We start from the raw sequence: 25,446 nt of genomic DNA, 5'->3' as shown, positions 1-25,446 counted from the left end.
TTTTAGTATGTAAATATACATAAATAGTATATTTTCGTACCAAAATTCAGCAAATGAAGCAAGCAGTTATCATAGGAAGCGGCATAGCCGGCCTGTCAGCAGCCTGCTATCTGGCCAGGGCAGGATTCAGCGTAACGGTAGTCGAAAAACAGGACAGACCCGGAGGCAGGGCGAGACTCCTGAAAGAGCAAGGCTTTAGTTTTGATATGGGGCCCAGCTGGTACTGGATGCCGGATGTATTTGACAGATTTTTCACCGACTTCGGCTATAAAACCAGCGACTTTTATCAGCTGCAGCGATTGGATCCTTCCTATGACATCTACTGGAAAGAGGACAAATGGTCCATCCCCGCCAACTATGAAGCGCTGCGGAAACTATTTGAACAAACAGCCCCCGGAGCAGGTCACCAACTGGACAGATTTATTGAGGATGCAGCAGAAAAATACCGGATTGGCATGCAGAAGCTGGCCTACAAGCCAGCCCACAGCCTGTTTGAATTTGCGAGTTGGGAAGTAATAAAAGCAGCTATTAACATGGATTTGTTTACCTCCATGAGCAAGCATATTTCGAAGTACTTCAAAGATGAAAAACTACAAAAATTATTGTCGTTTCCAATCCTGTTCCTTGGAGCCCTGCCGGAAAACACCCCTGCCCTTTATAGCCTTATGAATTATGCGGACATTTCCCTGGGTACCTGGTATCCTGAAGGCGGTACACACGGGGTCATCAACAGCATGTTTCAACTGGCACTTAAACTTGGCGTATCCTTTAAGTTTAATGATGAGGCAAAACGAATATTAGTGGAAGACGATATGGCCACAGGGGTGGCCTGCAGGAAAGGGATATACGAAGCAGATGTAGTGTTGGGGGCTGCAGACTATCACTTTGTTGAACAACATTTACTGGACCCTGCACACCGCAACTATAACAATAAATACTGGGAAAAACGACAAATGGCCCCGTCCTGCCTGTTGTTCTATGTGGGCGTAAACAAACAATTACCTAACCTGCAACACCATTCACTGTTTTTTGATACCCCGTTTGAACCGCATGCAAGGGATATTTATACAAATCCTGACTGGCCGGATAATCCCATGTTCTATGTATGCTGTCCTTCAAGGACCGACCCTACCGTTGCCCCACCCGGCCACGAAAACCTGTTCATACTTATACCAGTAGCAGCAGGCCTTGACGGGGACACGGATGTAGTCAGGATGAATTATTATGACCAGGTAATGGCGCGACTGGAAAAGAGACTGGCCACCAGTATCCGGCCGCATGTGGTGTTAATGAAAACATATGGGGTCCGCGACTTCCATACAGATTACAACGCATATAAGGGCAATGCGTATGGCCTTGCCAATACGCTGCAGCAAACTGCATTTCTGAAACCTGCACTCCGCAGCTCCAAAGTGCATAATCTTTTTTATACCGGACAGCTGACTGTACCAGGACCAGGCATGCCACCAGCCATAATTTCCGGGAAGCTTGCCGCTTCAGAGGCCATACAGCTGATTACTAAAAAGCAATCTATCCACAGATGAATACTATAGCTACCTTCGACCGTATCAGTACCATTTGCAGCGAAACTGTTACGGGGCATTACAGCACCTCTTTTTCCTGGGCCATCCGACTGCTGCACAAGGACCTGCGCATGCATATTCATGCTATCTACGGCTTTGTACGACTGGCAGACGAGATCGTGGATACCTTTCATCAGTTTGACAAGGAAGCATTGCTGGATCAGCTTACACAGGCCACCAGGGAAGCCGTGGAAAGCAGGATCAGCCTTAATCCTATCCTGCACAGCTTCCAGATTACTGTTAACCAATTCGACATCCCACTCACGCTGGTCGAGCATTTTCTCCGCAGCATGCGCATGGACCTCACCAAAACCGAATATACAAACCATACTGAGCTCAACGCATACATCTATGGCTCAGCAGAGGTGGTAGGCCTCATGTGCCTCAAGGTTATTTGTGAGGGAAACAGTACAAAATACAATCAGCTCGCCCCAGCGGCATGCAAGCTCGGTGCTGCATTTCAGAAAATTAATTTCCTCCGGGACCTGGAAGATGATGCCTCACAATTAAAACGACAATACTTTCCGGGAGTAAGTATGCAAAACCTCAGTGATGATAAAAAGCGACAGCTGGAAAACGATATCCTGGCTGATTTTAAGGCTGCTTACACCGGCATTATGCAACTACCGGCTAAAGGCAGGTTCGGTGTTTACCTTGCCTATCAATATTACCTGGCGCTGTTTAACCGCATCCGCAAACGATCTTCCGCAGCTATGCTTGAAAAAAGAATCAGGGTACATAACATTGAAAAGCTGGCTATTCTATTGGAGGCAGGCATTAAGCACCGTTTCGGTTTTATCTGATTTTTAAAATCAACAAAGATGAATTTGCTTATCAATATTTCACTCGTCATCATTGCGTTCTGCACTATGGAGGCAGTGGCATGGTTAGCACACAAGTACATCATGCATGGCTTCCTTTGGTATCTCCATAAAGACCACCATACACACAAACCGGGTGCCTTTGAAAAAAATGATTCATTCTTTCTCATATTTGCAACCCCCAGCATAGTGCTGCTCTTTGCCGGATTGCGCCAGAATTTCAACTGGATGTTCTATGTCGGATTGGGTATATTTTTTTACGGCCTGGCTTATTTTATAGTCCATGATATCATCATCCATCAGCGGGTACGACTTTTCACCCGTTCCAACAACCGATATATCAGGGCCATTCGTCTTGCACATAAAATGCACCATAAGCACCTCCAAAAAGAAAACGGTGAATCTTTTGGTATGCTTTTCATCAATCGTAAATACTGGCAGAAAATAGCTGCCTCTAAAAATTAGGCAATGGATGTCTACTACGATTACATTATCGCCGGAGCCGGTTGTGCAGGCAGAAGCCTGGGCGTTCACCTCCTGCCCTTGCTGGAACAGCGGAACCAACGACTATTGATCATTGATTCCTCATTCGAACATCTGGTCAATAAAACCTGGTGCTTCTGGGAAAAGGAAACTGGAATATTCGATCATTTAGTTCATTGCCGGTGGGATCATGTTAATGTAATTCATCAGGGACAGAAATTGACAATGGATATTCGTCCTTATCGGTACAAGATGATCCGATCAATGGATTTTTATGATTACACCTCTTTTTTGTTTGACGCTTCCCCTCAGGTACATTATTTCACAGGGCATGTAACCTCTCTTACTTCAGATGGTCAATTAGCCACTGTTATAGCCGATGGAAAGCCGTTTTATACCACCTGCCTGTTTAATAGCATACCAGGCACCATTATGCAGCAACCTAAAAAATTTAATTACTTACTGCAACATTTTAAAGGCTGGACGATATCCACCACGGAAGCCTTGTTTGATCCTTTGCAGGCTACGCTGATGGATTTCAGCGTAGCCCAAGAGGATGGCACCGCATTTATATACCTGCTACCCACTTCTGAAACCACAGCACTGGTGGAATACACCGAATTTTCCACCCAGCGACTGTCAGACAGTGAATATGAACGCAGGTTGATTGCTTATATTACGGGCCGGTTAGGCATCTCGGAATTCGCAATACTGGAAGAGGAATCCGGAGCCATCCCCATGACGGACCATCCGTTTTCCGCCGGCAATAAAAACATCATCAATATTGGTACAACGGGAGGTGCAACAAAGGCATCCAGTGGCTACACCTTTAGCTTCATACAATCACAATCCCTGAAAATAGCTGCTGCGCTCCGCGATGATAAATTGCCCACTGATACACTCCAGCCGGGTCGCTTTGGATTTTACGATGCCATCTTGCTGGATGTTTTAAGCTCCAACAAAACAATCGGCGCGGATATATTCTTCAGGCTATTCAAATGCTCGCCACCGGAGCGGGTTCTACGCTTTTTGGATAACAAGAGCTCATTGCTGGATGAAGGACGTATCTTCCTGCGTTTACCCAAGACCGTGTTTACCAAGTCGTTGATAAACAAGATAAGGAGATCTTTTATCCATTAGCAGCGGCCTGGGAAATCCTATGTAAATGTTCCGCTATAAATTATGCCCTTTATTTTGCAACTTTATTATTAAAGCTGCGTCATATCCCCTGTGAGCAACATTTACCAAAATATGCCCGAGCGGGAATTGGTGGCCCTGACCTTACAGGGCACCTTGCCGGCCTTCCGCGTGATTGTGGAAAGGACGGAGAAACTTGTTATTCACATCATCAGTGGCCTAGTTCCGGGGCGGGAAGACCAGGAAGATCTTACGCAAGAAACCTTTCTGAAAGCATTTCAGCACCTGCGGCACTTTCAGTTTGACGCTAAACTTTCAACCTGGATAGCGCGTATTGCATATAATACCTGTGTAAGTCATCTCAGAAAAAAGAAAATACCCCTATCTTATGGCAATGAGGTAGCTGACATGTCTACCCCAGATAACGGCACAGATCCTTTTTCGCAGCTAACAGAAAAAGTTGTTGTGGAAATACTCCAGGAGGCAATTGATCGTCTCCAACCACTGCACAAAACCTTAATCACACTCTTTCACCAGGAAGCATTAAGTATAACGGAGATCAGTCACATCACCGGGTTACCGGAAGGAACGGTCAAAAGTTATCTCTACCGGGCACGGAGGGATTTGCGAGACTTTCTATTGATCACCTACAAAAACAGGGAAGCATTATGAATACACATCTTAGTGATACGGATATCCAGCATTATGCACTGCATCCTGTGCCCAACGCTCATCTGGATAACTGTCCGCAATGCAGGGAAAAGGCATTGCAATACCAACACCTGTTTTCCGCATTAAACACAGGATTGGTTCAACATTCCACTGTTTCCGTGGCGGATGCTGTGATGGCCAGGATTGCATCCAGTCAACAGCGAACCCAAAAAGTACGGCGCCTGGAAAATATAGCGGCAGGTATTTGCACTGCTATGGGTGCTGGGCTGCTAATTGCTGCCGCGTGGTACACCGGCTGCTTTGCAGGGATAGCCAGTATTTCACTTGTATTACTGGCAGTGGCCACCCTTTTTCTACTGGCGTTTCTGCTGACCATGCAACTCCGCGGATACCTGAAAATATTGCAGCTATCGGAAAGCGCGTTGCAACCCAAACAAACATTAAGCGTCTAACCTGATATATACAGAGCATATGAAAAAGATACCCTTCCTTTTTACAGCTTTCTTTGTACCGCTGGTGGCCTGCGCACAAGGTAATCCAGGGCCATACATTGATAAAGACATCTTTAATATTTGCGCTGCCATCGTAGTTATGGCATTGCTTTTAGGCTTTCTGCTGACTTTTAGCCGCCTGTTCCTGGATTACCGGATCAAGACCCGGCTTTCCGACAGCGGACTACCAACGGAAGTGATTTCCACATTACTGCCGGAGGATAAAAACAGTAGTAAAACTGCTGCCTTAAAATGGGCGGTGATACTGGCTGGCATTGGCCTTGCATGCACACTGATTTACTTTACATTACCACTGGGTATACACTCATTGGCCATTCTCGCATGCTGCCTGTCTGCCAGCTTCGCTGTTTATTATATCATATTACTTAAGATGAAAAAATAACAGGTTGAAAATCTATCTACCCTGCCCCAGGTATTACATTGTAATAACCACAATACTGATTTGCATCCATACAGGAGCAATGGCGCAAACCTCCTCTCCTGCTGTTGGCTCCTGCAATACCAGGCTTGCCGGCCAGCTGGAACAATTAATGGCTGCATATGCAGCAAACGGCCTGTTTAATGGTTCCGTAATGATTACCCGGCAAGGGACATTATTGTTAAAGAAGGGCTATGGCTTCAGTAATCTCGCTAAGAAGGAACCCAATACAGCATCAACGAAATATGCCTTGTATTCCATCACCAAGCCCATGACAGCCACGCTGATATTACTATTGGCGGAACAGGGCCAGCTACGGTTGAACGATCGACTCTCCCGCTTTTATCCGGGTTTCCCTGCGGGAGATTCCATCACTATCTATCATTTGCTCACCCATACCTCCGGACTTTACGCTTATAACAACGACAATTCCATGCCCACCCAATCGGAGGATGCCATGATCGAATTCCTTTCGCAACACTCGCTGGAATTTGTACCCGGGAGCCAGTGGCGATATTGCAATACAGGGTATTACCTATTGGGGTTTATCATTGAAAGATTAACAGGCCTCTCCTATGCGGAAGCATTGCAAACATACCTTTTCACGCCGCTGCAAATGCAACAAAGTAGCCTGGACTTTCGGTCCCTGTCGGCTACACGAAAAGCGCAAGGTTACCATTTTATGTTCCTGGATTCAGCCCAACAGGCCAGCACATATCCATATGAAGAGCTGCGTTCAGCCGGCGGCGTATGGAGTACTGCCGGCGACTTATATAAGTTCCATGAAGCCATGCAGCGCTTCCGTATTATCACCGATACATCTACCAGTAAGGCCTATACGCCGTATAAAAACAAGTATGGCCTTGGCTGGTTCATTGATTCAATAATGGGATGCCAGGTAGTGAGTCACAGTGGTGGAGCGGCGGGATTTCGAACGTTACTGGTGCGGGTACCTGAAAAAGATATTTGCATAATTCTGCTGGCAAATGCAGAAAATATGGACCTGGAACCGATCAAAGAACAGTTACTGCGCGTGCTTTTTGCACAACCATACGAGATACCCCACAATATACACCTGCCCATCAGGCAACTCAACGCCATTGCCGGTACATACCAACTGGATGCAGCACATACCCTATATATTACCCGTATTCACCAACAACTGACAGGCCAGGTTAGCGGGCAGCAGCCTGTGCTTTTATTAGCTGGAAATGACGGCAAATTTACCGTACCGGGTATGAAGGGCTATCTTGAATTTATTGCAAATGGACAAGGAAAGTACGACAGCGTAAGGTTTTTCCGCAAAGGACGGGTGTATGCCGGCACCAAAATAACCCCAAAATGGGGCATCTCCGGCACGGCAACGCCTAATGACTGGAATGGACCAGATATCATGCTGTTACCCGATCCCAACGAACCGAAACGCTGGCGGGTTTTGGCTGTGAATTTAAAAAACGGCCTGATAAAATTTCGGTTTAATAACGACTGGACGCGCAACCTGGGCAAAAATAAAAACAACGCTGCACTAATAGAAAACGGACAGGATATATCTGTAAGTGCTGGCACTTACAACATTATACTGGATCTCACCAACCCTGGAAACCCTTGTTGGAAGATGACGCCCGTTATACCTTAAGGATTTTGTTGGTAGTGAATATCTCCGTGCACCACGAAAATTACAGAAAGCAATTGAAATTAATTTCTCTCAATTAATCTTTGTACTAATAAGGAAGAGAAAGTTTTTATACCTACCCGGATGCATGATTCATCCACCTTAAAATCAGGTGCATGATTCATGGCAATCACCTTCCGCTGAAAGTTGGACCCACCGAGAAAAAAGTACACACCGGGAACTTTTTGCTGGAAGTAGGTAAAATCGTCATTGAAATAGGGCACCTGGCCGTAATCCGGCACCATTAAGCCTGGACCATATATTTTATTTAACTCCTTAATCGCTTCATTCGTCAGCCTGGTATCATTCTGAACGATAGGATTACCGTGTGTGAAACTTACAGACACCAGATTATCCTTGAATTGAGTTGTATTTATAAGCGCTGTAATTTTAGGGATGATTGTTTCAAGATTGGCTTTATTGGTTTCGTACAAATCCGATTCCAGGACGAGTTCAGTTCTATCTGTAAAGATCCTGAAATGTTCATCCATGATCAGGTAATCCTTATACATCGTACCTGGGTTCATTAAACCTGCTGCTGTATCTATGATATGTTGTATCTCCCATGGCCTGGCTCCTGGTTTGCGGCGCGACAAAGCCTCATAAATCTGTTTTGACAGCAGGCTGCCTGCTGCTTCGGATACGTCATTTTTCAGTCTAATGCTTATCCCTTTTTGGTAGGCAAACATTTCACCTGGTTTTACCATTATTTGTCCTGCCGGGAATGGGGTCACATGCAGGCCATAGAGCTCCTCCGGATGAATTTTCGAGAATAACCCATGGGCAATCATGTTCTTAGCACCTTTAAAGGTTTCCTCTTCCGGCTGAAAAATGAAATAAACGGTACCAGGCAGGACTGCCTTATTTTTCGCAAGGATGGTAGCAATTCCCAAGCCAATGGCCATATGCACATCATGACCACATGCATGTTGTACACCAGGTATTGTAGAACTAAATTCGTTGTTGTCGGCAAACTCCGTTGGCAATGCATCCATATCAGCTCTCCACGCAATGCTCCTTCCTGGCTTACTCCCGTGAAGTATGCCCACCACGCTATGGCCGTAAATACTGGTATCTACTTCCATTCCCAATTTCCTGAGGTATTGAACGATAACCTGCTGTGTGCCGGCCTCTTTACCCGCCAGTTCCGGATTTGCATGAAAATATCTGCGGACCTGTACGAGGCTGTCATAGATTTCATCCGTCTGCCGGCTGATTAACTCGTGGATAGAGGGTTTATTTACCTGAGAAGTAAAGAGGATAAATATCAGTAATAAGATGGCGCTGGTTTTCATGCTGTGGGTTTTAAGCGCGAATATAGGCTTCCGGCTGAGGTGGGATGCAGGAGATGTGATGAAATGGAGGGAATATGTGACCAAAAAAGGAATACCAGTGCCGGGCCTTAGGATTGTGGTTATCCATGGTGCTACCGGGACCATGGTCAGAGGTTTCCGGATTGCGATATGGTGATTAATCGCCTGATATCTTTAATACAAATCTTTCTGCCCTGGCTGGTAATAATTCCTGCTGATTTAAACTCGGCCAGTATACGAACGATATTTTCGCTACCAGTGCCAACCATACCTGCCAGGTCACTGCGCGACAAATTAATTATGATTTCATCAGGCTGAGTCGTACCTATTTTAAACTTTTCCCTTAATACTATTAAAGCTATGGCCAGCCGTTCTTTTACGGAGCGCTGGGCAAAAACTGAGATGCTGTTAGATAGTACTGTAAACTCATGACTAAGCACCTTTAGCAGACGACGCGGTAATGTAGTGGATTGTTGCAGAATGCGCAGGAACTCTTCTTTGGCGATAAATCCAGCCAGGCATTCTTCCAGTGCCGCGGCCGAGTCGGGGTATCTTTCTTCTGCGAGGATAGCATGATATCCAATAAATTCGCCCGCATTCGCAATGTAAATAATATGTTCTCTGCCTGTTTGCCCTACCTGATATTTCTTCACTTTTCCCTTCTTCAAAAAATAAATACCAGTAGCTACCGCCCCTTCTCTGAATATTACTTCTCCTTTACCGAAGCGGATCTCCTGCATATGGGCGTTCAGTTCCGCGAGCTCACCTTCTGGAAGCTCATTTAGGATTGATTGCGTTTTAAAATTCCACTTGTCGATTGGAAATAATCCTGCTAAACTCATATGCACCATATAAAAATTGACTTTTTTCAATTTTTGCCTTGAAAAAAGTCAACAGAACCGAATTATATCAAAGGTAACTTTGCGCCATGAAAGTATCAATAAATTCTCGTCCCAGAATACATTTTACTACAAGTCACGAATGGATTGATTTTAATGGATCGGTTGGCTTTGTGGGTGTATCTGCGCACCGTCTGAAGAATATAAATAATATCACCAATATAAAATGGCTGAATCCTAAAGGTATTATTGATAAGGGTACGCCGATAGCAGAGATACATACTCCCGATGAAATTATATACATCCACGCGCCTATTCATTGCAAATACCTGGGCAAGAATCAACATTTAACCGGTAATCTGAATTTGGTACTGGAGAGCCCACAGGATAAGGGCTGGGTATTTTTTGTTACCCCACTAAAATTTCACAATCACGATCCACTGTTGACGCAGGAGAATTATCAAAAAATGATCCGTTTGCAATTGAAATAACTATACTATCAGCATTAGGTGATGAGAAGGTGGGCACCCACTCCTTGAACGTTTCGTAAATAAAAGAACCAACAAATCAGTTAAAAAATACAGGATGAAGGAATCCGGATTTATACCAGCCATATTGAAGAATGAATGCCCGCGATGCAGGAAAGGAAAGCTCTTTAGAAGTAACAATCCGTATGATCTTAAGAGAGTACTGGACATGCATGACGCTTGTCCTGTGTGTAACCAGCGAACAGAATTAGAAATCGGATTCTGGTATGGTACCGGATATGTCAGCTATGTGCTTGCCGTTACACTATCGGTCATAAACCTGACATGGTATTGGCTGATATTCGGAATTACCTGGAAAGATAACAGTATTTTCCACTGGCTAATTGTTAACAGCATAATCCTTACCTTATCAATGCCTTTTCTGCTGCGACTTTCGAGGACACTATACCTGTCTTTCTATGTCAGTTACGACCCAACTGCTGAAAGGCGGATGAAATGAGCGCTGCCAGCGACAATATATTTCTTTTAATTTCAAAAGTCAGACATAACGATGGTAACACAAAGTAATGTCTGATTTGATCTTTAACAGATAAGGGGCCCGTCTGTGCCCCTTTAAATAAATAGTATCCTAAATTTTCACACAGAAATTTAGCAGGTGGTTCATAGCAGTTTTAACGATTTGATATCCCGCCGGCAAATCCTCTTCGCCACAATGATAGGTAGCCAGCCTGGTGCCGGCCGGCATTTTTTCCAGCTCCCGGAACAAGAACCCACGGTACTGGTTGTAAATCGTTTTGGAGTAAGTTAGCTTATTATCAATCTTATAGGTTCCTGGTAGATTTTCATAAAACGAATTGAAAAAATAGAAATGATCGTAGTGACTGAAGTTAACTTCAGTCATATTACCGTGCATAAAACTGACGTTAGGTAGCCCGATCATTTCCTTTGCTGTATTTGCATAACGAACCAGGTCGTCTCGTTGCTCAATGCCATAAAAGAATGTTTCAGGATAATGGTAGCCAGCGGCAATACAGAATTTACCTGATCCACTCCCAATATCCAGAATTCTTTCACCCGGTACCATCGCCAGGAATTCCGCCGCGCTGACAGCGACTTTCAAAGGAGTCCAATGTACCTGGGACAGTGCCTGGATATATTGTGGATACAGATGCTGAAAGTTATAGTCGGAAGCAAACCACATCCTGCTATGCCCTGATGGTAAATGTGTTGATGATAAAGACATGATTAAATTAACCTTATTTAATGGTACTACTTGTTATTTGTACAAACTGCAAATGAGATTCCCTGCAGGTGGTACGTAAATCATTTTCCATAAAGCAGATTTTCCTATTTTTGCCCCTATGATGTCAGCACATTGGAAGATTGATTCAGTTAAATGGTATTACAACCCGGAACTTCATACGCCTGATTACAAAGGTATTTACTGGCTAATTCTCCTGCAGTAAACTATTTTAATTCAAAAAGTGATATTTTTCAGTTCCTCACTATCAAAGTTTGTACGAATGAGTATTAAGGGCATCTTCCCGATTGACAAATGGGATTTCAAAAGTGAATCCATCATGCATGACCTGCCGCAGGAGGTTTACGAACTACTCGAAAAACACAAGAGCGAACAAATATACAAAAAGAACAATGTATTATTCCGGGAAGGTACCTTCCCTTCCGGCATCTTCTTCATTGCGCGTGGAAAAGTGAAAAAATATAAAACTGACAAGGAAGGAAAAGAGCAAATTATTTACCTCGCGGGCCCCGGGGAACTGGTAGGTTACCATGCCATCCTATCGGGCGACAGGTACCCTGATTCTGCAGCGGTGATGGAGGACAGTGTAATATCGTTTATTCCCAAGGAGGATTTTATCAAGGCTGTGGAATTTTCTCCGGTGCTCAATTACAGGCTGTTGAAAACATTAAGTCATGAATTTGGGGTACTGGCCAACAACCTGACTATGATCGCGCACAAAACCGTTAAGGAACGACTGGCAGTGCAGCTCATCATTATCCGTGAAAAATATAAGCTTAGCAATACCGGAGAAGGTCTGATTGAAATAAACATCAGCCGGGACGACCTGGCCAACCTGGTGGGTACAGCGAGAGAAAATGTGGTGAGGGTACTAACTGAGTTTAAAAATGAAGGCATCCTGGAAACGAGAGGCAGGAAGATTATGGTCCAGGATGTAAATCGACTGGTGACCATTGCTAATCAAAAATAAGGCCTGCGATTTCTGATTAGCTACCAGTGAGCATTAGAAAAAAGCCACCCTATAACGCCTAAACTTAACTCCACGTACTATCTAAGCGGCTTTGCTATTACTTCCAAAGTTCTTAATATTGAGAAAATTTCAAGGACGCAAATATGGTATTCAGAACGGCAACCCTCTCAGACATCTCGCAAATGCAAGTGGTAAGGCACCTTGTAACAGAAAACAGGTTAAGCAATCCTGACATGGTTAAGGACCAGGATGTGGCCTTTTATATCACAGAGAAAGGTAAGGGCTGGGTATGCGAGGTAGATGGACAGGTGGTAGGCTTTTCGATTGTAGACCTACAGGAAAGAAGTGTATGGGCGTTATTTGTAGCTCCTGATTTTGCGCAGAAAGGCATCGGTAAGCAGCTGCACAAGCTCATGATAGACTGGTATTTTCGTCAAACTAAGGATACAATTTACCTGGGCACGGCACCGAATACACGTGCGGAATTATTTTATCTGCTGCAAGGATGGGAACAGGATGGGAATTATCCTAATGGAGAAGTGAAGCTGAAGCTGGAGTTTGAGAGATGGGTGTATATGTAGGGAATTTGGGGATTATCCTCCAGTGCCTTGCTAAATGTTATTCGTCCTCTATTTCTATTGACTCAGAGAATTCAGTAAACTTTCGATTACCAAAATAACGGAAATACTTTTGCCGCAATTGGTTAATAAATGCCAGATCGACAAATTTTTCGTGAAGTAATTCATTGAATCTATCAATTGATATCCCCATAGTATTGGCAATTTCATTTATTGACAAAGTCCTCCCTTCTGCCGCTGCCTGTTCAATTAAGTACTCAACCATATAAGAGAATGACTCTTTATGTTTTGGATGCATATTTACAATTTTGACTCGCCATATTATTTAATTCCAAAAAGATAGCAATAATGTTTAAGTTAACCATAAACATTATTGCTATCTTTCACCATGAATTACTTAAAAAGCTGCTGTGCGAAATTGAAGAGATTATTTCTCCAAACTGGCCAGGTATGACCACCCGGATATTCGCTGTAAGTATATTTGGCTTTTAGCTCATCCAGTTTTTTCAGCATCAGTTGGCAGTTATGATAGGCGATGTCTTCCTTTCCCCCCATTGCAATCCACAGTGCTTTGAGGTTGTTATTGATCGCGGCGGCGTTGGCCATCATATAATCGTACTGGGCTGCGGCTATACTACCCTGGCGGGGCTGTATCCAGCCGGAGCTGAAAACTCCCAGGTAGGAAAACATATTCGTATTTTTAATTCCAGTGTACAGGGTATGGATGCCTCCCATGGATAAACCGGCTAATGCCCGTTTTGTGGCGGTGGTGTCAGCATGGAAATTCTTTTCTACCAGGGGAATGATCACCTCCTTCAACTCTGATTCGAATTTTTTCAGTACCGCTTCATCAAAAGCAGCACCGCCCACATTGGCATCCGGCATCACGATGAGCATAGGTTCGGCCTTTTTTGAGGCGATGAGGTTATCCATGATCAGGTCTGTTTTCCCTTGCGTGGCCCAACCGGTTTCATCTTCGCCTCCACCATGCAAAATATAGAGTACGGGATATTTTACACTTGTATTCGCATCATAGCCGGGTGGTGTATAGATATACAATTGCCTCCAGGAGCCGGTGATTTTCGAGAAATATTTCCTGATGCGTATATCCCCATGAGGCACATCTCTTAATGCATAATAATTGTTACCGGTGAGGGGTATTTCGATTCCACTTGCCATTCTGCCCATGCCGTAAAAGGTTTCGCTGGCGGGATCAGCGATGGCGAGTCCATCTACGATCAATGAATAATAATGAAATCCTTCGCTGATGGAATCTGTGGTTACGGTCCATACTCCCTCACTGTTTTTTTTCATATCATATTTGCGTCCAAGATCCACCTGCACCTGCCGGGCTTCCGGCGCTTTAACGCGGAAGATTACACGGTGATCAGGCAGTATCTGCGGGTAGCCTGCATTACGCACATTGGTGGCAGCAGGCGCGCCTGCCACTTCGTATTTAGAAAAACTGGTAGTATCCACCGGTTTAAAGATCAGCTGGGAAAACATGTACAGGCCATTCTTCCAGACTTTGAAATCATGTACGCCTGGCTCAATGTAATAGATGTGTGGTACATTATTTTTTTGGAGGTAATCATGGGTGCGTTTACTGAAAGTAATTAATCCGTCGCTGGCGCCGCAGGAAATCCAGAGTAGTTTGATCTGCTGTCTTGCTACCGCAGGATCCGGCACCAGTTCCTCCGGGGTTTTAGTATTAGGAGCCGAAGAAAAGCCTCCTATCCACGCGAACTTATCCAGGTTGCCGAGGCCGAAATTCAGAGACTGCCCTCCTCCCATGGATAGGCCGGCAATAGCCCTGTGATCCCTGTCGGTATACACCGGGTAATTCTTTTGTATGTACGGAATCAGGTCCTTCACCAGGTCTTTTTCAAAGGTGGCAAATGCCTGCACTTTGTCCGGTGCCATTATGTTTCCAGTAGCTCGGTCGTCTTTCATTGCTCTGCCATTAGGCATGACAACGATCATGGGCTCAATTTTTTTGTCAGCATACAGGTTATCCAGTATTACCTGGGGTGTGCCGCCGTTTAACCACTCTTTTTCGTCGCCGCCTATCCCATGCAGCAGGTATAGCACCGGGTACTTTTTCTGCCGGGAGAATCCGGGAGGCGTATAGATGAGTGCCTTACGTGTATTCCCCACCGTGGAGGAATTATAACTGATTGTATCAATGTTGCCATGCGGTATGGCTGCACGCGGCATGTCGAACCCGGCTGCTGCAGGCGCTACTGTGTTTTGAGAAAAAGCCCTTGGAAGTATTAGGAGTAAAAAGGCAAAACTGCATATTGATTTCTTCATAACGTGTGAGTTTTAATATTAAAATAATAAATGTCAATAAAACAATTATAACTTTTTTTGTGCACTCTCAAAAATGGGCGCTCAACGGTTATAGGGCATAATGACTAACAAATCACTGGACATTATGTATTATTAAATGATTTCTGCAATTTTTGAAGGAAACGGTACCATTTAGCGTGAAGAGTCATAAGCGTAGCTCCACTGCATACTTAAAGACGATGAACTTGATATGTTTCAAACATTTAGGAGACTGGCACTTGTTATAACGTTGTACTGGACACTGCTGCCAATCCTTACTGTCTTAGCATTGCAGGGAACGAGGGACCAAAGGCAACTATTGTCTATTACAACACCCGCAAAGAGAATGTACCACGGATATAAATATCAGGTCTGCTGCTGCCATCTCATCAAAACCTGCTATGGAGTAGAAATAAGACGAATAGGGTAAAAGATATGAAAATAACGGTTGCAATAAAAATAGCCGAAAAATTGCTGAAAGGAAGAATACAAATAATGCTGACCGCAAGCAATAGCATATAATGTCCAAAGGTCTTAATCCAATTGTCATTAATTAACAGGTAGCATGTTGCCTCTGGTGGCCATTTAGCGTATAACCTGCGAGGTTGCTTGTGTGTTTGGGAAACCTGTTTGAAGATGTAATGGTAATTAACCGTAGAATCAAACGTAAAAAACATTGCATCCGCTTCATTTTCTCACTTCTCATACTCTCAAATTTAGAGTCAAACAATGTTCTTCAAATATACAATTTCAAACAGTGGGTTTCCAAAAATATCTTTCAAATAAATACCTACATGTTGGAAAACAAATAAACGTCAAACGTGATTAAAAGGAGATAATTCACTCGTATTAAAACCCCAATCCGTTAGATAATCAATATTCTAATAACTATATCCCTTCCTTGGGGCTCATATTTATTATACGAAATATAATACCTATAGTCCTTATTTTCTACCACTATTTTTCTTAACTTATTTTTCATTATACAAATAAAAAAATCTCGCAAAATGAGTAAAGAGTCGATTATTTCCTCCCACGTTCAAACAATAATCATTTTTGAATTTAAATAATCAGCATCACTTTACTAACGAATATTTCTTATAAATAAACTTAAGCAACGGAATGAGCCTAAATATAGAATATCTTTTTTGGTATCTTAGTAAAAGCCGATTAACCAAAAAAAGTACGGAAAAAAAATTGGAGTTAGAGAGTAGGAACTTGACAAAACCCTCGACTAAAAAACAAAACCCCGCGCCATGCGCGAGGTTTGTAAGTTGTCTGTGATCCCGCTGGGAACACACAAAATCTCTCAAAATCAGCCATAGTGGCCTATAAGTAATTTCGCAAGACATACTGGTACCCGAATCGGTACCCGAATGAAATGTTTAATTTTATGCGATTTTATTTAATGAATTATTGCAAATGTAGTCTTTTCTTTCTAACTGCCAAAATGCACAACAAACATTATACATATATTAATTTAATATATTTCTGTAATTCGACCTCTAAATAGCCCTCATACATTTCACATATCTGTAGGTGTTATTCCCTTTGGGCTAAATTCCTGGTTCCTAGGCATCAACACTGCTGCTTACCTCCTGAACATCGACACGGATGGTATAAAAATATTGCTGCCTGTACACAGCCCAAGTACCACTACACCTGAAAGCGTTTGCCATTCATGGGACTGGCGTATTCGTTTTATCCTAGCAAACTTTAGACTGGGCTTGCTATAATTTATCGCTTACGAATGCGGGAGATCTATGAGTTGAAACGGAAGCAATTCTCACCAACCAAAGAGATCGCCGAGTAATTGAATATTTCTGAACATACAGAAAATACCTAAATTAAAATGTGCTTTACAAAATTTGCGCGTGAAGCTGGGCATCCATGTTTATTTTCTTTAGATTTTCCAAAAATTTACAAAAAACGTACTACATACGGATTTTCGCGTTTGTCAAGCGAAAATTGAGTTTTAGCGAAGTGTAACTGTGCTTTATCCGTTTATAAGCGGTTTTGCGTGTTTAATTCTAATCCAGGAATACTTACCTTAGTATTCTATATATTCCTAATTCAAAGCATGTCAGTAGTAAAAACACCGGGAGAAGTAGCTGCGATTGCGGGTTATTTTTTTCAATATGAAATATTTGCAACCGAGATATACAATCAATTACTTGACAATAACCTGGAATGGGTAGAATTTGCCAGCAGCGGTGCAGGTAAATTAGATGATGTATTGTTAGGCACTTCTGAAAAAGTGATCGCCTATCAGATCAAACACATCGGCTCCTCCAATTTCAGTTATCTTGATTTTACGCAATCTGATACCGAAAGTATTTTTAAAGGGGCTTTTAAAGGCTGGCAAAGCATTAAGGCTAAGTATAGCGATAAAACCATCGATGCTAGGTTTATCACTACGCAAAGTGTTTCAGCACATGATTCCATCACGGCTTATTCAGCTAAGGAAAAACCATCTTTTGAGAAATTCATTGCCAACCTTTGGCTACCACTGCAAGAAGGCACTTATGATACCAATACTATTCCCAAGGTTTGGCAGCCGGTTTGGAATGCACTGATCGGCATGGTCAATACAACAGCGACGGAATTGATCGCATTTGTACAAGCCTTCAATTTCGTATTTAATTATAGGACCGATCAGTTCCTATACGATACGTATACACAGGCGATGCGTACCGCCCACATCTCCCGTATCGTTACTCGTATCGCGCAGATCGTAGCCCAAAAAGGCAATGTGCGCTATGACCGGCTGAAGTTTTTGACCGAATTTGGTTTAAAGAATCAGTATGAAACACGGTTTCAGCATGCCTTTTTTGTTGATGAAAGACATTACCAACCGATAAATACTACTTTGGCCCAGTTGGATGCAATCATCCAACGTAAAGATAAAGGTTACATCGCCTTGGCGGGCAACGCTGGTTCAGGCAAGTCCACTTTGCTGACCAAATGGTTGACCGATAGCCCATACAAGGTGTTGAAATATTATGCTTACTCGAATCTTGAAATGAGCTATGAATACGGCTATCGGGGCGAGGCTGAATATTTCCTGCATGACCTCCTAATCCAAATTAGGGAAAGCGGCCTAAGCCTGCAAGACCGGTTGCCGGAAAATGATCTGCTGGATCTTCAGCGACATTTAGGCGAAGAACTAAAAAAATTAAGCTATCTTGATCAAAAGGTCTTTATCATCGTCGATGGTTTGGATCATATCGGCCGTGAGCAACAGGTATGCCATAGCTTGATCAGTGTGTTACCTAGGTCTGAATCCATTCCATCTAATATATATTTCATCCTAGGTAGTCGCACAATCGGTCAGTTATGTGAATTGAACTTTGATATTCAACAACATTTAACGCAGACGGATAGTATCGTATCGATCAGTCCATTCAATAAAGAACAGATCAATGATTTGGCCAGCTCTTACGAGCTACAACTTTCCGGCGAACTGTTAGACAAGTTGCTCCAAAATACACAGGGGCATCCTTTGTTCCTCCGTTATGCGGTTGAGGAACTTAAGCAAGCAAAAGCGTCACAGTTCGACGAGATCATAGAAGGCAAGGACTTTAGCGGTGATATTTATTTGGAATACCAAAAGTTCTGGGAAAAGCATAAAACCTTGGATGGTTTTGTGCATGTACTCGGCCTGATCTCCAGGTTTCGCTATCCTTATTTTGATACCGAAATATTTAGCCAGTTTGAGATCAATAGAGCTGATGCCGCTCGGGTGAATCAAGTTGCCGAGTATTATTTCTTTAAGTCTGCTACGGTTTGGCAGTTCTTTCACAATAGTTTTAAAGAATTTCTCATCACGGAGTCTGCAAAAAATCCATTCAACGGTCAATTTGACCGCCGCCAGGACATTCGTTATCACTTAGAGATCGCCAATGCTATAGCAAGCTCTAACGGTTTATATCGTTTTAATGTGATTTACCACTGGTATAAGGCCGAGGCGTTCGAAAAGATTATTGAAACTGTCTCCCAAGCATTCTTCCGGCAACAATGGTTCGCTTTTCGCCAGACCGCAATTATCCGGGAGGATATCAAAATAGCAGCTCAGGCAGCTACCAAGCAAAAGAGTTATCCTACCATCGCGGCTTGTTTTTTCGCAGCACTAGAGTTGGATCAACGAGCGGCTAATTTTCCATTGGGCGAACATTATGATATTTTCTTATCGGCTGGGCGCATGGAGATAGCTTGCTCTTTCGTTTTCGATTCTGCCAAATTGCTTGTTTCGCAGGCAAACGCGCTTGAATTTGCACAACTACTTTTCGATAAGGGGTACCAGAAGCTGGCAAGGGAACTTTTTGACCGCGCGACACCCGTCCAATTACTGTTACGGTCCAAGAAATTATCCAGAAGACGTTATCATCACTCCAGTTATACCGAATCGAATGAGGTCGAATTGCTCAAAACTTGGGCAAATATCGCCAGCCTGTTTTTACCGATGTCCGATATCATCAATCGCTGCAAAGACATTGTTGTTGCCGATGAAGCCTTTGAAGAACCGGATGAACCTGTAGAGTCGGAGATCATCTTATCTTTAAAAGAATTCTTTTTAGATCGAGGGGCTTATCGCGAGCTTGGCGAACTGGAATCCTTCGCTAAACAAATCTTAGATCAAGACGATCTATTCGACTTTTATTTCCAAGTCGTTTATCATCGCGAAGTTTCAGTTGAATTGAAGAAAAAGGGCTTAGCATTTTTTGATAATTGGATATTGGATACCAACAATTCTCATTTGTTATCCTATGCATTGGTTTACACGTTTGCATCAGATAATCCCGAAAAAAGGCAGAGGGCATTTGAACTTTTAGAAACACCAGAAGCATTAAAACAGCGCAGTTCACGTGTTCGTCCAGGTGGGTTTTCCGACTATGTATTCAATTACGCCAGACTTTACTACATCATCAAAAAGGATTTTTCAGTCGCACCTGAAACAATCATTCCGGAAAGTGACAAACCCATTGAAAATGGCTTTTACAGAGCATTTGCGCAGATGGGCTTAGCTCAGGCCTGGTTCTATCATGGTTACCCGACCGCTTCCATGAGTTTTTTTGAAAGTGTCGATAAGCTTTTTCGTTTATTCCATCACCGGCATGGAGATCCCTTATATGATTACGAGATCGCTGCCTCCAAAGGTGATTTTGTCAAACAAATCTTACAAGTCGCGGTTCGGATCTCACCCGAGGTAATTCAAGATCTGCTCGTCAAATTAACGGAGGAGTGGAAAAACAACGGCCAATATTGGGGAGATCAATCCATACAGGAGATTGTGACATGGGTGACTACCCAACAGCTCTACCCGGATTGGTGTAAGGCAACCTTGCACAGTTTGGAAGCGAGTTTATTTGACAGCGGTTATCTGAATGAGCGTATTACTGCTGGCGCAAAACAGTCCAGACTTTGGTCATGGTTAGGAGAAACCGAGAAAGCGATAGCGACCATTGATCAACTTATGTCGATCGCCTTAGAGATGGGTCCGGAAGACGATCGGCAGGTCGATCAGATGGTGAGTTGGATCAGCAAGCGACAGCCTTTACAAGTGGCTGATAGCCAATATTATTTTGACCGTCTGCCTGCCATGCTGAAGAAGGTGAATTCGGCAAGCCACACGCCTGCGGAAGCTATTCTGGAGGCCACCTTAGATCAGGGTAACGCGTTTGCTGTTTTTGAACATCTTTTGTTTAACAGGTTGATTTCACTGTTAGATGGGTCAGAGGTAATCTTGAGGTATTTATTAAAGCAAAACAGGACTTGGAGCGACCTTATGATCAAACTTTTCGCCCGAATTATCGTAACCATGGATGACGCGAATACGACAAGACGACGGTTTATTCGCGTTTTTTTCGAAACCCAACCCACGGAACAACAAATCGCAGATCTGGTCAGCGAATTTAAAATATGCGCAGTAGCCGAAGTCCGTGCCAGTTATTTGTATGAAGTCTATGATCTCGCTTTAAAAAACAACATTAACACCGAAAATATCGGTCTGCCGGTCAGACCCGAACCCAGAGATCGCGTACAAAATAGTATAGCGCGCTTACGATTGAAAGATGGCCGCGAATTAAGTCTGGAGGATGTCCTTAAAACCGTTCATTCGCTGGACGAACTGGTTTCACTCAAAGAGCAGCAAGAACAGTACAGCTATTTTAACTGGACCGATCCATTGGTTCAAATAATACCAACTGCCCCCGCGACCAAATTATCCAGCTTTCTGGACACCCTCGATTTGGATACGGAAACTAAACATATTATCAGGATCGCTCGGGAACTGGCTAAATATCAACAGACCGCACTGGCAGAGAAACTATTAAAGCGCATGATTGCAACCTCACCTCGTTGTCAATGGGGCGATGATTATTATGCCAAAGGCAAGAGCGAAGCTTATGAGGCCTTGCTAGAACTGGTACCAGGGCAGACAACACGCGATATGGCCTTTAAAGACTTTGCAGATACCCTTACAAATATGGGGACCAAAACCAGGGAATCGATCATTGCAGACCTCGACAATATTTTCGCACTTTTCGCAGGAGTTGCAGACAAGAATATGCTTTACCAGGAAATTAAGTTGTATCGGGATCAACTCCACTTGCATGACCAACCGGTACATACCTTAGCGATCATGGGAACGCATAATGATGACGACCTGGTCACATCCTGGTTGCATTTTATGATCACCATGCCGAGCGAGTTTGATCAGATCATTTTCCCATTGCTGATCCAGGGGCACCAAAAGTTCAAGAAACTTATTTCCACTATACTTCAACGGCTATACACAGAAGGTTTTACTCTAAAATTCTTACGACTGCTACATGGCCTGGCTACTCAAACAAATGATTATACCAATTTCTATGCGGATGAGCTTTCCAGATTAGTGAATTCCAAGAGAGTAGACCTGATGCTGCTGGCATCCAACCTGCTATTCTTTAATGATATAGAACCCCAACGCATTGCTCAAAGTACGGACCTACCCTTAAGTTATAAGTTGGAACTACAACCACAGCTGGGACTAGTTGACGCTTCTCGACAGGCCGTTGAGCATATCAGTGAAGAAGGTTATCTGAAACCAACCAGCGACCCACTGGTCTACACGCAGATCGTTCGCTATGAACGGAAAGTTTTGGCGCGACTAACTGGCTTTTCAGAATATAATATAGCCTATCGGATCAGAGCTATTGGTGATGACCTGCAATTTCCAGATTGGTGTGCAAGTATCAGCGAGCAGGAATTGCGTAACCTCTACGATAGCACGCTCGATGTCAAAATATCTTATAACCGCCCGGACGTTCAGAAAGTTTACGCCGGTCTGACCAAAGTGATCATGGAACTGACTGACCTTGGACTCGTGGAACTAGAAGATATTATTCCCTTGGTACCCCATTTCGATCCTGCTTTATATCTCATTAATTCTGTAGAACAACCAGCTTCAGTAAAATCGATTCTGAACGAATCCGGCTCAGCACCCTCGGCCGACCGAAAATGGGCACATGAATTTGATGATAATTATATCAATTCGGTTCTTCTACCATACGACGGCACCCGCTACATTTTGGCGGAAACGATATTGCTGCAAGGCATGAGCCACGGAAAAGCAATCGAGATCCGTGAGGCATGTATCGATGTAGAAGTCCAGATCGACAAACGACTACCCCATATCTTTCCTTGTAGAACAGAAGCCCTTTTGCGCGATTACCTGGATATAGATGAGGCCGGTATCGTAATTTATAACAGTGTGTTCAGTACTTTCCCGAAATCGCATTGGCTCGCTATCAATCCCTTGTTGGCAGAAGACATGGAGTTGCATTTCAATGGAAAAGCGGGAAATTTCCGTTGGGATAACGACAGTGGCGAAGCAGTGGTGGAATCCATCTTTTGGCAATTAGGTGATCCAGCCAACAAAAGTGGGCATCATGATTCCGAAGCCGGTTATGGGTGGAGGGTGCTGATTTCGGAAGAAGGGCTTAAAAAGATCATCAGTTTATTAGAAGGTAAACCGCTTATTCATTACCGGCAAGTTGAACGCCATTTGGAATTTCATCAAAGTCGGTATGATACACATATCAAGGAAAGCGATAAGAAGGCAACTACCTCAGAATTTAAGCTATCTTGATGGATAAACATGAAATTCACATTTTTTTTGCTTCTACCCAATGGAGTTTTGTGAATTGTCTTTGTTTTGAAATAGAGCAAAGACGCGCAGATAAGGTCCTATGATACTAAAAGTCGCGCAGCCCCCTGAGGAAGGAAATAAAAAAATTGCTGAGGTATTAGATACCTCTGTGGATTATCTAATTTTTGGCAGCTTCGCCGATAAAGCCAGTGAAGCACTGCACGATGCAGATAATATCCGGTATTTAAAGAGATTGAAGCGCTGCCAATTAAAGACAAAGATGCACTGCTAAGGTTGATTGCAGGCGTTTATCTCATAAACTGCGTAAATGTTAAAAATTGGGAATTGTCTCCGATTTTTAACATTTACGCAGTTTATGTGATAGTGTCAATCTTATACTTAGCACGGTACTTAGGGCTTTTAGCATTCCCTATAAATCAACCTACTTAAATATATATAATATTTTTTTTTAAAATATCCCTATCGAATCAAGGGCAGCAATCAAAACACATTAGTTTCCTTTCTCGTTCTCTGATTAGCCCGTCTAATATGTCCAACGTAATAAACAAGGTAATTTTAAGTATATTTTTGCTAAAATACCATCAAATTGTTAAATTACAGTCCCTCATTCACAATAGTGCCCTTTTGAGCATTTTATTGACCAAATTTAAATTCAATCACAATACGCCATTATTTTTAACACCACCTCCCATGAAATCCAGACAAAACCTGCTTTCCATTCAAAATGATTCAGAGGATTTATCAATGCCGCAATTCGACATCTACACACGTGCGGTTATTAAAATCATTAATTACTTCTGTTTAGGGATTATTGCCATAAATCTGACGATCGCCCCCATCTTCAGTTATTATCTCCACGACTCAAGAGTTTTGCTCGGCGGAAGTATTGAAATTGCAATGCTGACCGGAGTCGTATTCCTTAATGTAATACGTAGACCTAAATGCGCAAATATATTATTCCTTTTAACATTAAATCTTGCCACATTATATTTTGGAATTATCTTAGGTCCGACACTTAGTATTATCCTGATGCTTTTCTTTTTGGCTGGCGCTGCAATGTTTGTTTTTCAGACAAAAGCAGAAATTATTGCCAGCCTGATTTTCTCATTGTTAATTCTCTCCATTTTAATCATAGGATATGACTACCGAATCGACGTGGCCTTGAGTCGGACAATTGCTCAACAAAATTGGTTGGAAAGAATAGGAATACTGTGCGTTTTCACACTTGTTGTTGCCATTTTCGGAGTTTTTGCCAAGATCAAAAATGGTATGTTAGATACAAAAGAAAAAGTTATCAAGGGGCAGGATGAATTGATTATTCACGAGCAGGGCCTTAACTCTATAAGAAATCATCATCTAAGATCAGTCGCACATGAAATGAACCTCGTGCTAAATATGACTATGCCTATGGCGGAACTTGTATTGGAAAAGGTACAAAATCAACCTGAAGTTAAAGAGTTAGTTAATTATTTTTTCATAGCTCACTCTAATTTACAGAGGTTAGGCTCCAATCTTCTGAATGCCGACAGATTGGAACGTGGCCAAATCGAACCTAATTATGAACTATGTGAATTGGAAGAAGTCATCACAGAAATGATCAAACTGAATGAGCTTTATGCCCAGCATGAAGAAAAAGTGCTAACATTTACAGGACTTGTTCAAAACTCTCCAATCCCTCCTATCGTCGCGGACATTTCAATGACGAAAATGGTAATTAACAATCTCCTTCAAAATGCTATTCGATATGGAACAAAAAAAACTGAGATTGTGGTTTCACTTCGAGCTAATATAAATTCTATATTAATAAGCGTAAAAAATTCGGTTAAGGAAAAATTAAGTTCAACGCAAATAGATGAATTATTTACAGATAGCCACTCGCGAATCGAAAGGACTAATTCAAAACGTGTAGGGATTGGACTATCTGTATCAAAAAAGTGCATTGAAACGATGAACGGATCGCTAACTGTAACTTGTGAAGAAGATTTAATTGCGTTTCATGTTCTGCTTCCAAAATCCAATATTAGTAAGCTTGGTTATAAAAAATAAAGGGGACAATTAATAAAATACTAGATACTAAGAGCCCTTGAAATACACTATTATATGAGCTAAAAATAACCCGAACTAGACAAGATTAATTAATAGTGGTAAAATGAAATTGTAGTTTGGAGAATATTGCATAATTAAGTTATCCAGGTGTTTATTAAATTAACATTAGACTA

The 25,446-nt window shown here is 42.7% G+C and carries 18 protein-coding genes; 13 read left to right on the top strand and 5 right to left on the bottom strand.

The genetic code is table 11. The features are described 5' to 3' along the window. Nucleotides 1-53 precede the first annotated feature (53 nt). From BUB18_RS08300 to BUB18_RS08265, 8 genes are all read left to right on the top strand, one after another. The gene (locus BUB18_RS08300) at nt 54-1,544 is read left to right on the top strand and encodes a phytoene desaturase family protein (protein ID WP_073079828.1); all 1,491 of its coding nucleotides are present in this window, start codon (nt 54-56) and stop codon (nt 1,542-1,544) included. Further along, complete coding sequence (locus tag BUB18_RS08295) at nt 1,541-2,386, top strand: phytoene/squalene synthase family protein (RefSeq protein WP_073079827.1); 846 nt, start codon at nt 1,541-1,543, stop codon at nt 2,384-2,386. The genes BUB18_RS08300 and BUB18_RS08295 overlap by 4 nt, the downstream gene beginning before the upstream one ends. 18 nt (nt 2,387-2,404) lie before the next feature. After that, nucleotides 2,405-2,869, top strand: coding sequence for a sterol desaturase family protein (locus BUB18_RS08290; RefSeq protein ID WP_073079825.1), 465 nt, complete (start codon nt 2,405-2,407; stop codon nt 2,867-2,869). 78 nt (nt 2,870-2,947) lie between these two features. Next, the gene (locus BUB18_RS08285; RefSeq protein ID WP_245805645.1) at nt 2,948-4,027 is read left to right on the top strand and encodes a lycopene cyclase family protein; all 1,080 of its coding nucleotides are present in this window, start codon (nt 2,948-2,950) and stop codon (nt 4,025-4,027) included. Between the two features lie 111 nt (nt 4,028-4,138). After that, complete coding sequence (locus tag BUB18_RS08280) at nt 4,139-4,696, top strand: RNA polymerase sigma factor (RefSeq protein WP_073079822.1); 558 nt, start codon at nt 4,139-4,141, stop codon at nt 4,694-4,696. Beyond that, nucleotides 4,693-5,148, top strand: a complete 456-nt coding sequence (locus BUB18_RS08275; protein WP_073079820.1) for an anti-sigma factor family protein — start codon at nt 4,693-4,695, stop codon at nt 5,146-5,148. Before BUB18_RS08280 ends, BUB18_RS08275 begins: the two co-directional genes overlap by 4 nt. Before the next feature lie 19 nt (nt 5,149-5,167). Continuing rightward, nucleotides 5,168-5,590 (top strand): hypothetical protein, encoded by a 423-nt coding sequence (locus BUB18_RS08270; RefSeq protein WP_073079818.1) that lies wholly within the window; start codon nt 5,168-5,170, stop codon nt 5,588-5,590. 79 nt (nt 5,591-5,669) lie between these two features. Continuing rightward, complete coding sequence (locus tag BUB18_RS08265; RefSeq protein WP_073079817.1) at nt 5,670-7,262, top strand: serine hydrolase; 1,593 nt, start codon at nt 5,670-5,672, stop codon at nt 7,260-7,262. 59 nt (nt 7,263-7,321) lie between these two features. Here the strand turns inward: BUB18_RS08265 and BUB18_RS08260 are convergent, their stop codons facing one another. Together BUB18_RS08260 and BUB18_RS08255 are read right to left on the bottom strand one after the other, a co-directional pair. Next, nucleotides 7,322-8,593, bottom strand: coding sequence for a M20 metallopeptidase family protein (locus BUB18_RS08260; protein ID WP_073079815.1), 1,272 nt, complete (start codon nt 8,591-8,593; stop codon nt 7,322-7,324). Between the two features lie 146 nt (nt 8,594-8,739). Next, nucleotides 8,740-9,453 (bottom strand): Crp/Fnr family transcriptional regulator, encoded by a 714-nt coding sequence (locus tag BUB18_RS08255; RefSeq protein WP_073080435.1) that lies wholly within the window; start codon nt 9,451-9,453, stop codon nt 8,740-8,742. 86 nt (nt 9,454-9,539) lie between these two features. Here BUB18_RS08255 and BUB18_RS08250 point away from each other — a divergent pair, with 86 nt between their 5' ends. Next, complete coding sequence (locus tag BUB18_RS08250) at nt 9,540-9,941, top strand: biotin/lipoyl attachment domain-containing protein (RefSeq protein ID WP_073079813.1); 402 nt, start codon at nt 9,540-9,542, stop codon at nt 9,939-9,941. Between the two features lie 625 nt (nt 9,942-10,566). Here BUB18_RS08250 and BUB18_RS08240 read toward each other — a convergent pair. Continuing rightward, on the bottom strand, nt 10,567-11,181 hold the full coding sequence (locus BUB18_RS08240) for a methyltransferase domain-containing protein (RefSeq protein ID WP_143159873.1): 615 nt from the start codon (nt 11,179-11,181) through the stop codon (nt 10,567-10,569). 280 nt (nt 11,182-11,461) lie between these two features. Between BUB18_RS08240 and BUB18_RS08235 the strand changes: the two genes are divergently transcribed. Both BUB18_RS08235 and BUB18_RS08230 read left to right on the top strand, forming a co-directional pair. After that, complete coding sequence (locus BUB18_RS08235; protein ID WP_073079808.1) at nt 11,462-12,169, top strand: Crp/Fnr family transcriptional regulator; 708 nt, start codon at nt 11,462-11,464, stop codon at nt 12,167-12,169. A gap of 143 nt (nt 12,170-12,312) precedes the next feature. Then, nucleotides 12,313-12,750, top strand: coding sequence for a GNAT family N-acetyltransferase (locus BUB18_RS08230; protein WP_073079806.1), 438 nt, complete (start codon nt 12,313-12,315; stop codon nt 12,748-12,750). Between the two features lie 37 nt (nt 12,751-12,787). Here BUB18_RS08230 and BUB18_RS08225 read toward each other — a convergent pair whose 3' ends face one another. Together BUB18_RS08225 and BUB18_RS08220 are read right to left on the bottom strand one after the other, a co-directional pair. Beyond that, entirely contained in the window at nt 12,788-13,045 is a 258-nt protein-coding gene (locus BUB18_RS08225) for a hypothetical protein (protein ID WP_073079804.1), read from the bottom strand. Nucleotides 13,046-13,140: 95 nt separating this feature from the next. Continuing rightward, on the bottom strand, nt 13,141-15,060 hold the full coding sequence (locus tag BUB18_RS08220) for an alpha/beta hydrolase-fold protein (protein ID WP_073079803.1): 1,920 nt from the start codon (nt 15,058-15,060) through the stop codon (nt 13,141-13,143). Nucleotides 15,061-17,158: 2,098 nt separating this feature from the next. Between BUB18_RS08220 and BUB18_RS08210 the strand changes: the two genes are divergently transcribed. Continuing rightward, complete coding sequence (locus BUB18_RS08210; protein ID WP_073079799.1) at nt 17,159-23,206, top strand: AAA-like domain-containing protein; 6,048 nt, start codon at nt 17,159-17,161, stop codon at nt 23,204-23,206. Nucleotides 23,207-23,917: 711 nt separating this feature from the next. After that, entirely contained in the window at nt 23,918-25,273 is a 1,356-nt protein-coding gene (locus BUB18_RS08200) for a sensor histidine kinase (protein ID WP_073079796.1), read from the top strand. Nucleotides 25,274-25,446 lie beyond the last annotated feature (173 nt).

Origin of the sequence: Chitinophaga jiangningensis, from assembly GCF_900142605.1 — a bacterium.
Taxonomy (GTDB): Bacteria; Bacteroidota; Bacteroidia; order Chitinophagales; family Chitinophagaceae; genus Chitinophaga; species Chitinophaga jiangningensis.
Note: the sequence above shows the minus strand (reverse complement) of the source record. Positions and strands in the feature narration are given on the sequence as shown.

Excerpts from the sequence above, each read along its gene's own strand:
- BUB18_RS08300 (WP_073079828.1), top strand. The coding sequence starts at position 54 with ATGAAGCAAGCAGTTATCATAGGAAGCGGCATAGCCGGCCTGTCAGCA.
- BUB18_RS08295 (WP_073079827.1), top strand. The coding sequence starts at position 1,541 with ATGAATACTATAGCTACCTTCGACCGTATCAGTACCATTTGCAGCGAA.
- BUB18_RS08290 (WP_073079825.1), top strand. The coding sequence starts at position 2,405 with ATGAATTTGCTTATCAATATTTCACTCGTCATCATTGCGTTCTGCACT.
- BUB18_RS08280 (WP_073079822.1), top strand. The coding sequence starts at position 4,139 with ATGCCCGAGCGGGAATTGGTGGCCCTGACCTTACAGGGCACCTTGCCG.
- BUB18_RS08275 (WP_073079820.1), top strand. The coding sequence starts at position 4,693 with ATGAATACACATCTTAGTGATACGGATATCCAGCATTATGCACTGCAT.
- BUB18_RS08270 (WP_073079818.1), top strand. The coding sequence starts at position 5,168 with ATGAAAAAGATACCCTTCCTTTTTACAGCTTTCTTTGTACCGCTGGTG.
- BUB18_RS08265 (WP_073079817.1), top strand. The coding sequence starts at position 5,670 with ATGGCGCAAACCTCCTCTCCTGCTGTTGGCTCCTGCAATACCAGGCTT.
- BUB18_RS08260 (WP_073079815.1), bottom strand. The coding sequence starts at position 8,593 with ATGAAAACCAGCGCCATCTTATTACTGATATTTATCCTCTTTACTTCT.
- BUB18_RS08255 (WP_073080435.1), bottom strand. The coding sequence starts at position 9,453 with ATGAGTTTAGCAGGATTATTTCCAATCGACAAGTGGAATTTTAAAACG.
- BUB18_RS08250 (WP_073079813.1), top strand. The coding sequence starts at position 9,540 with ATGAAAGTATCAATAAATTCTCGTCCCAGAATACATTTTACTACAAGT.
- BUB18_RS08240 (WP_143159873.1), bottom strand. The coding sequence starts at position 11,181 with ATGTCTTTATCATCAACACATTTACCATCAGGGCATAGCAGGATGTGG.
- BUB18_RS08235 (WP_073079808.1), top strand. The coding sequence starts at position 11,462 with ATGAGTATTAAGGGCATCTTCCCGATTGACAAATGGGATTTCAAAAGT.
- BUB18_RS08230 (WP_073079806.1), top strand. The coding sequence starts at position 12,313 with ATGGTATTCAGAACGGCAACCCTCTCAGACATCTCGCAAATGCAAGTG.
- BUB18_RS08225 (WP_073079804.1), bottom strand. The coding sequence starts at position 13,045 with ATGCATCCAAAACATAAAGAGTCATTCTCTTATATGGTTGAGTACTTA.
- BUB18_RS08220 (WP_073079803.1), bottom strand. The coding sequence starts at position 15,060 with ATGAAGAAATCAATATGCAGTTTTGCCTTTTTACTCCTAATACTTCCA.
- BUB18_RS08210 (WP_073079799.1), top strand. The coding sequence starts at position 17,159 with ATGTCAGTAGTAAAAACACCGGGAGAAGTAGCTGCGATTGCGGGTTAT.
- BUB18_RS08200 (WP_073079796.1), top strand. The coding sequence starts at position 23,918 with ATGAAATCCAGACAAAACCTGCTTTCCATTCAAAATGATTCAGAGGAT.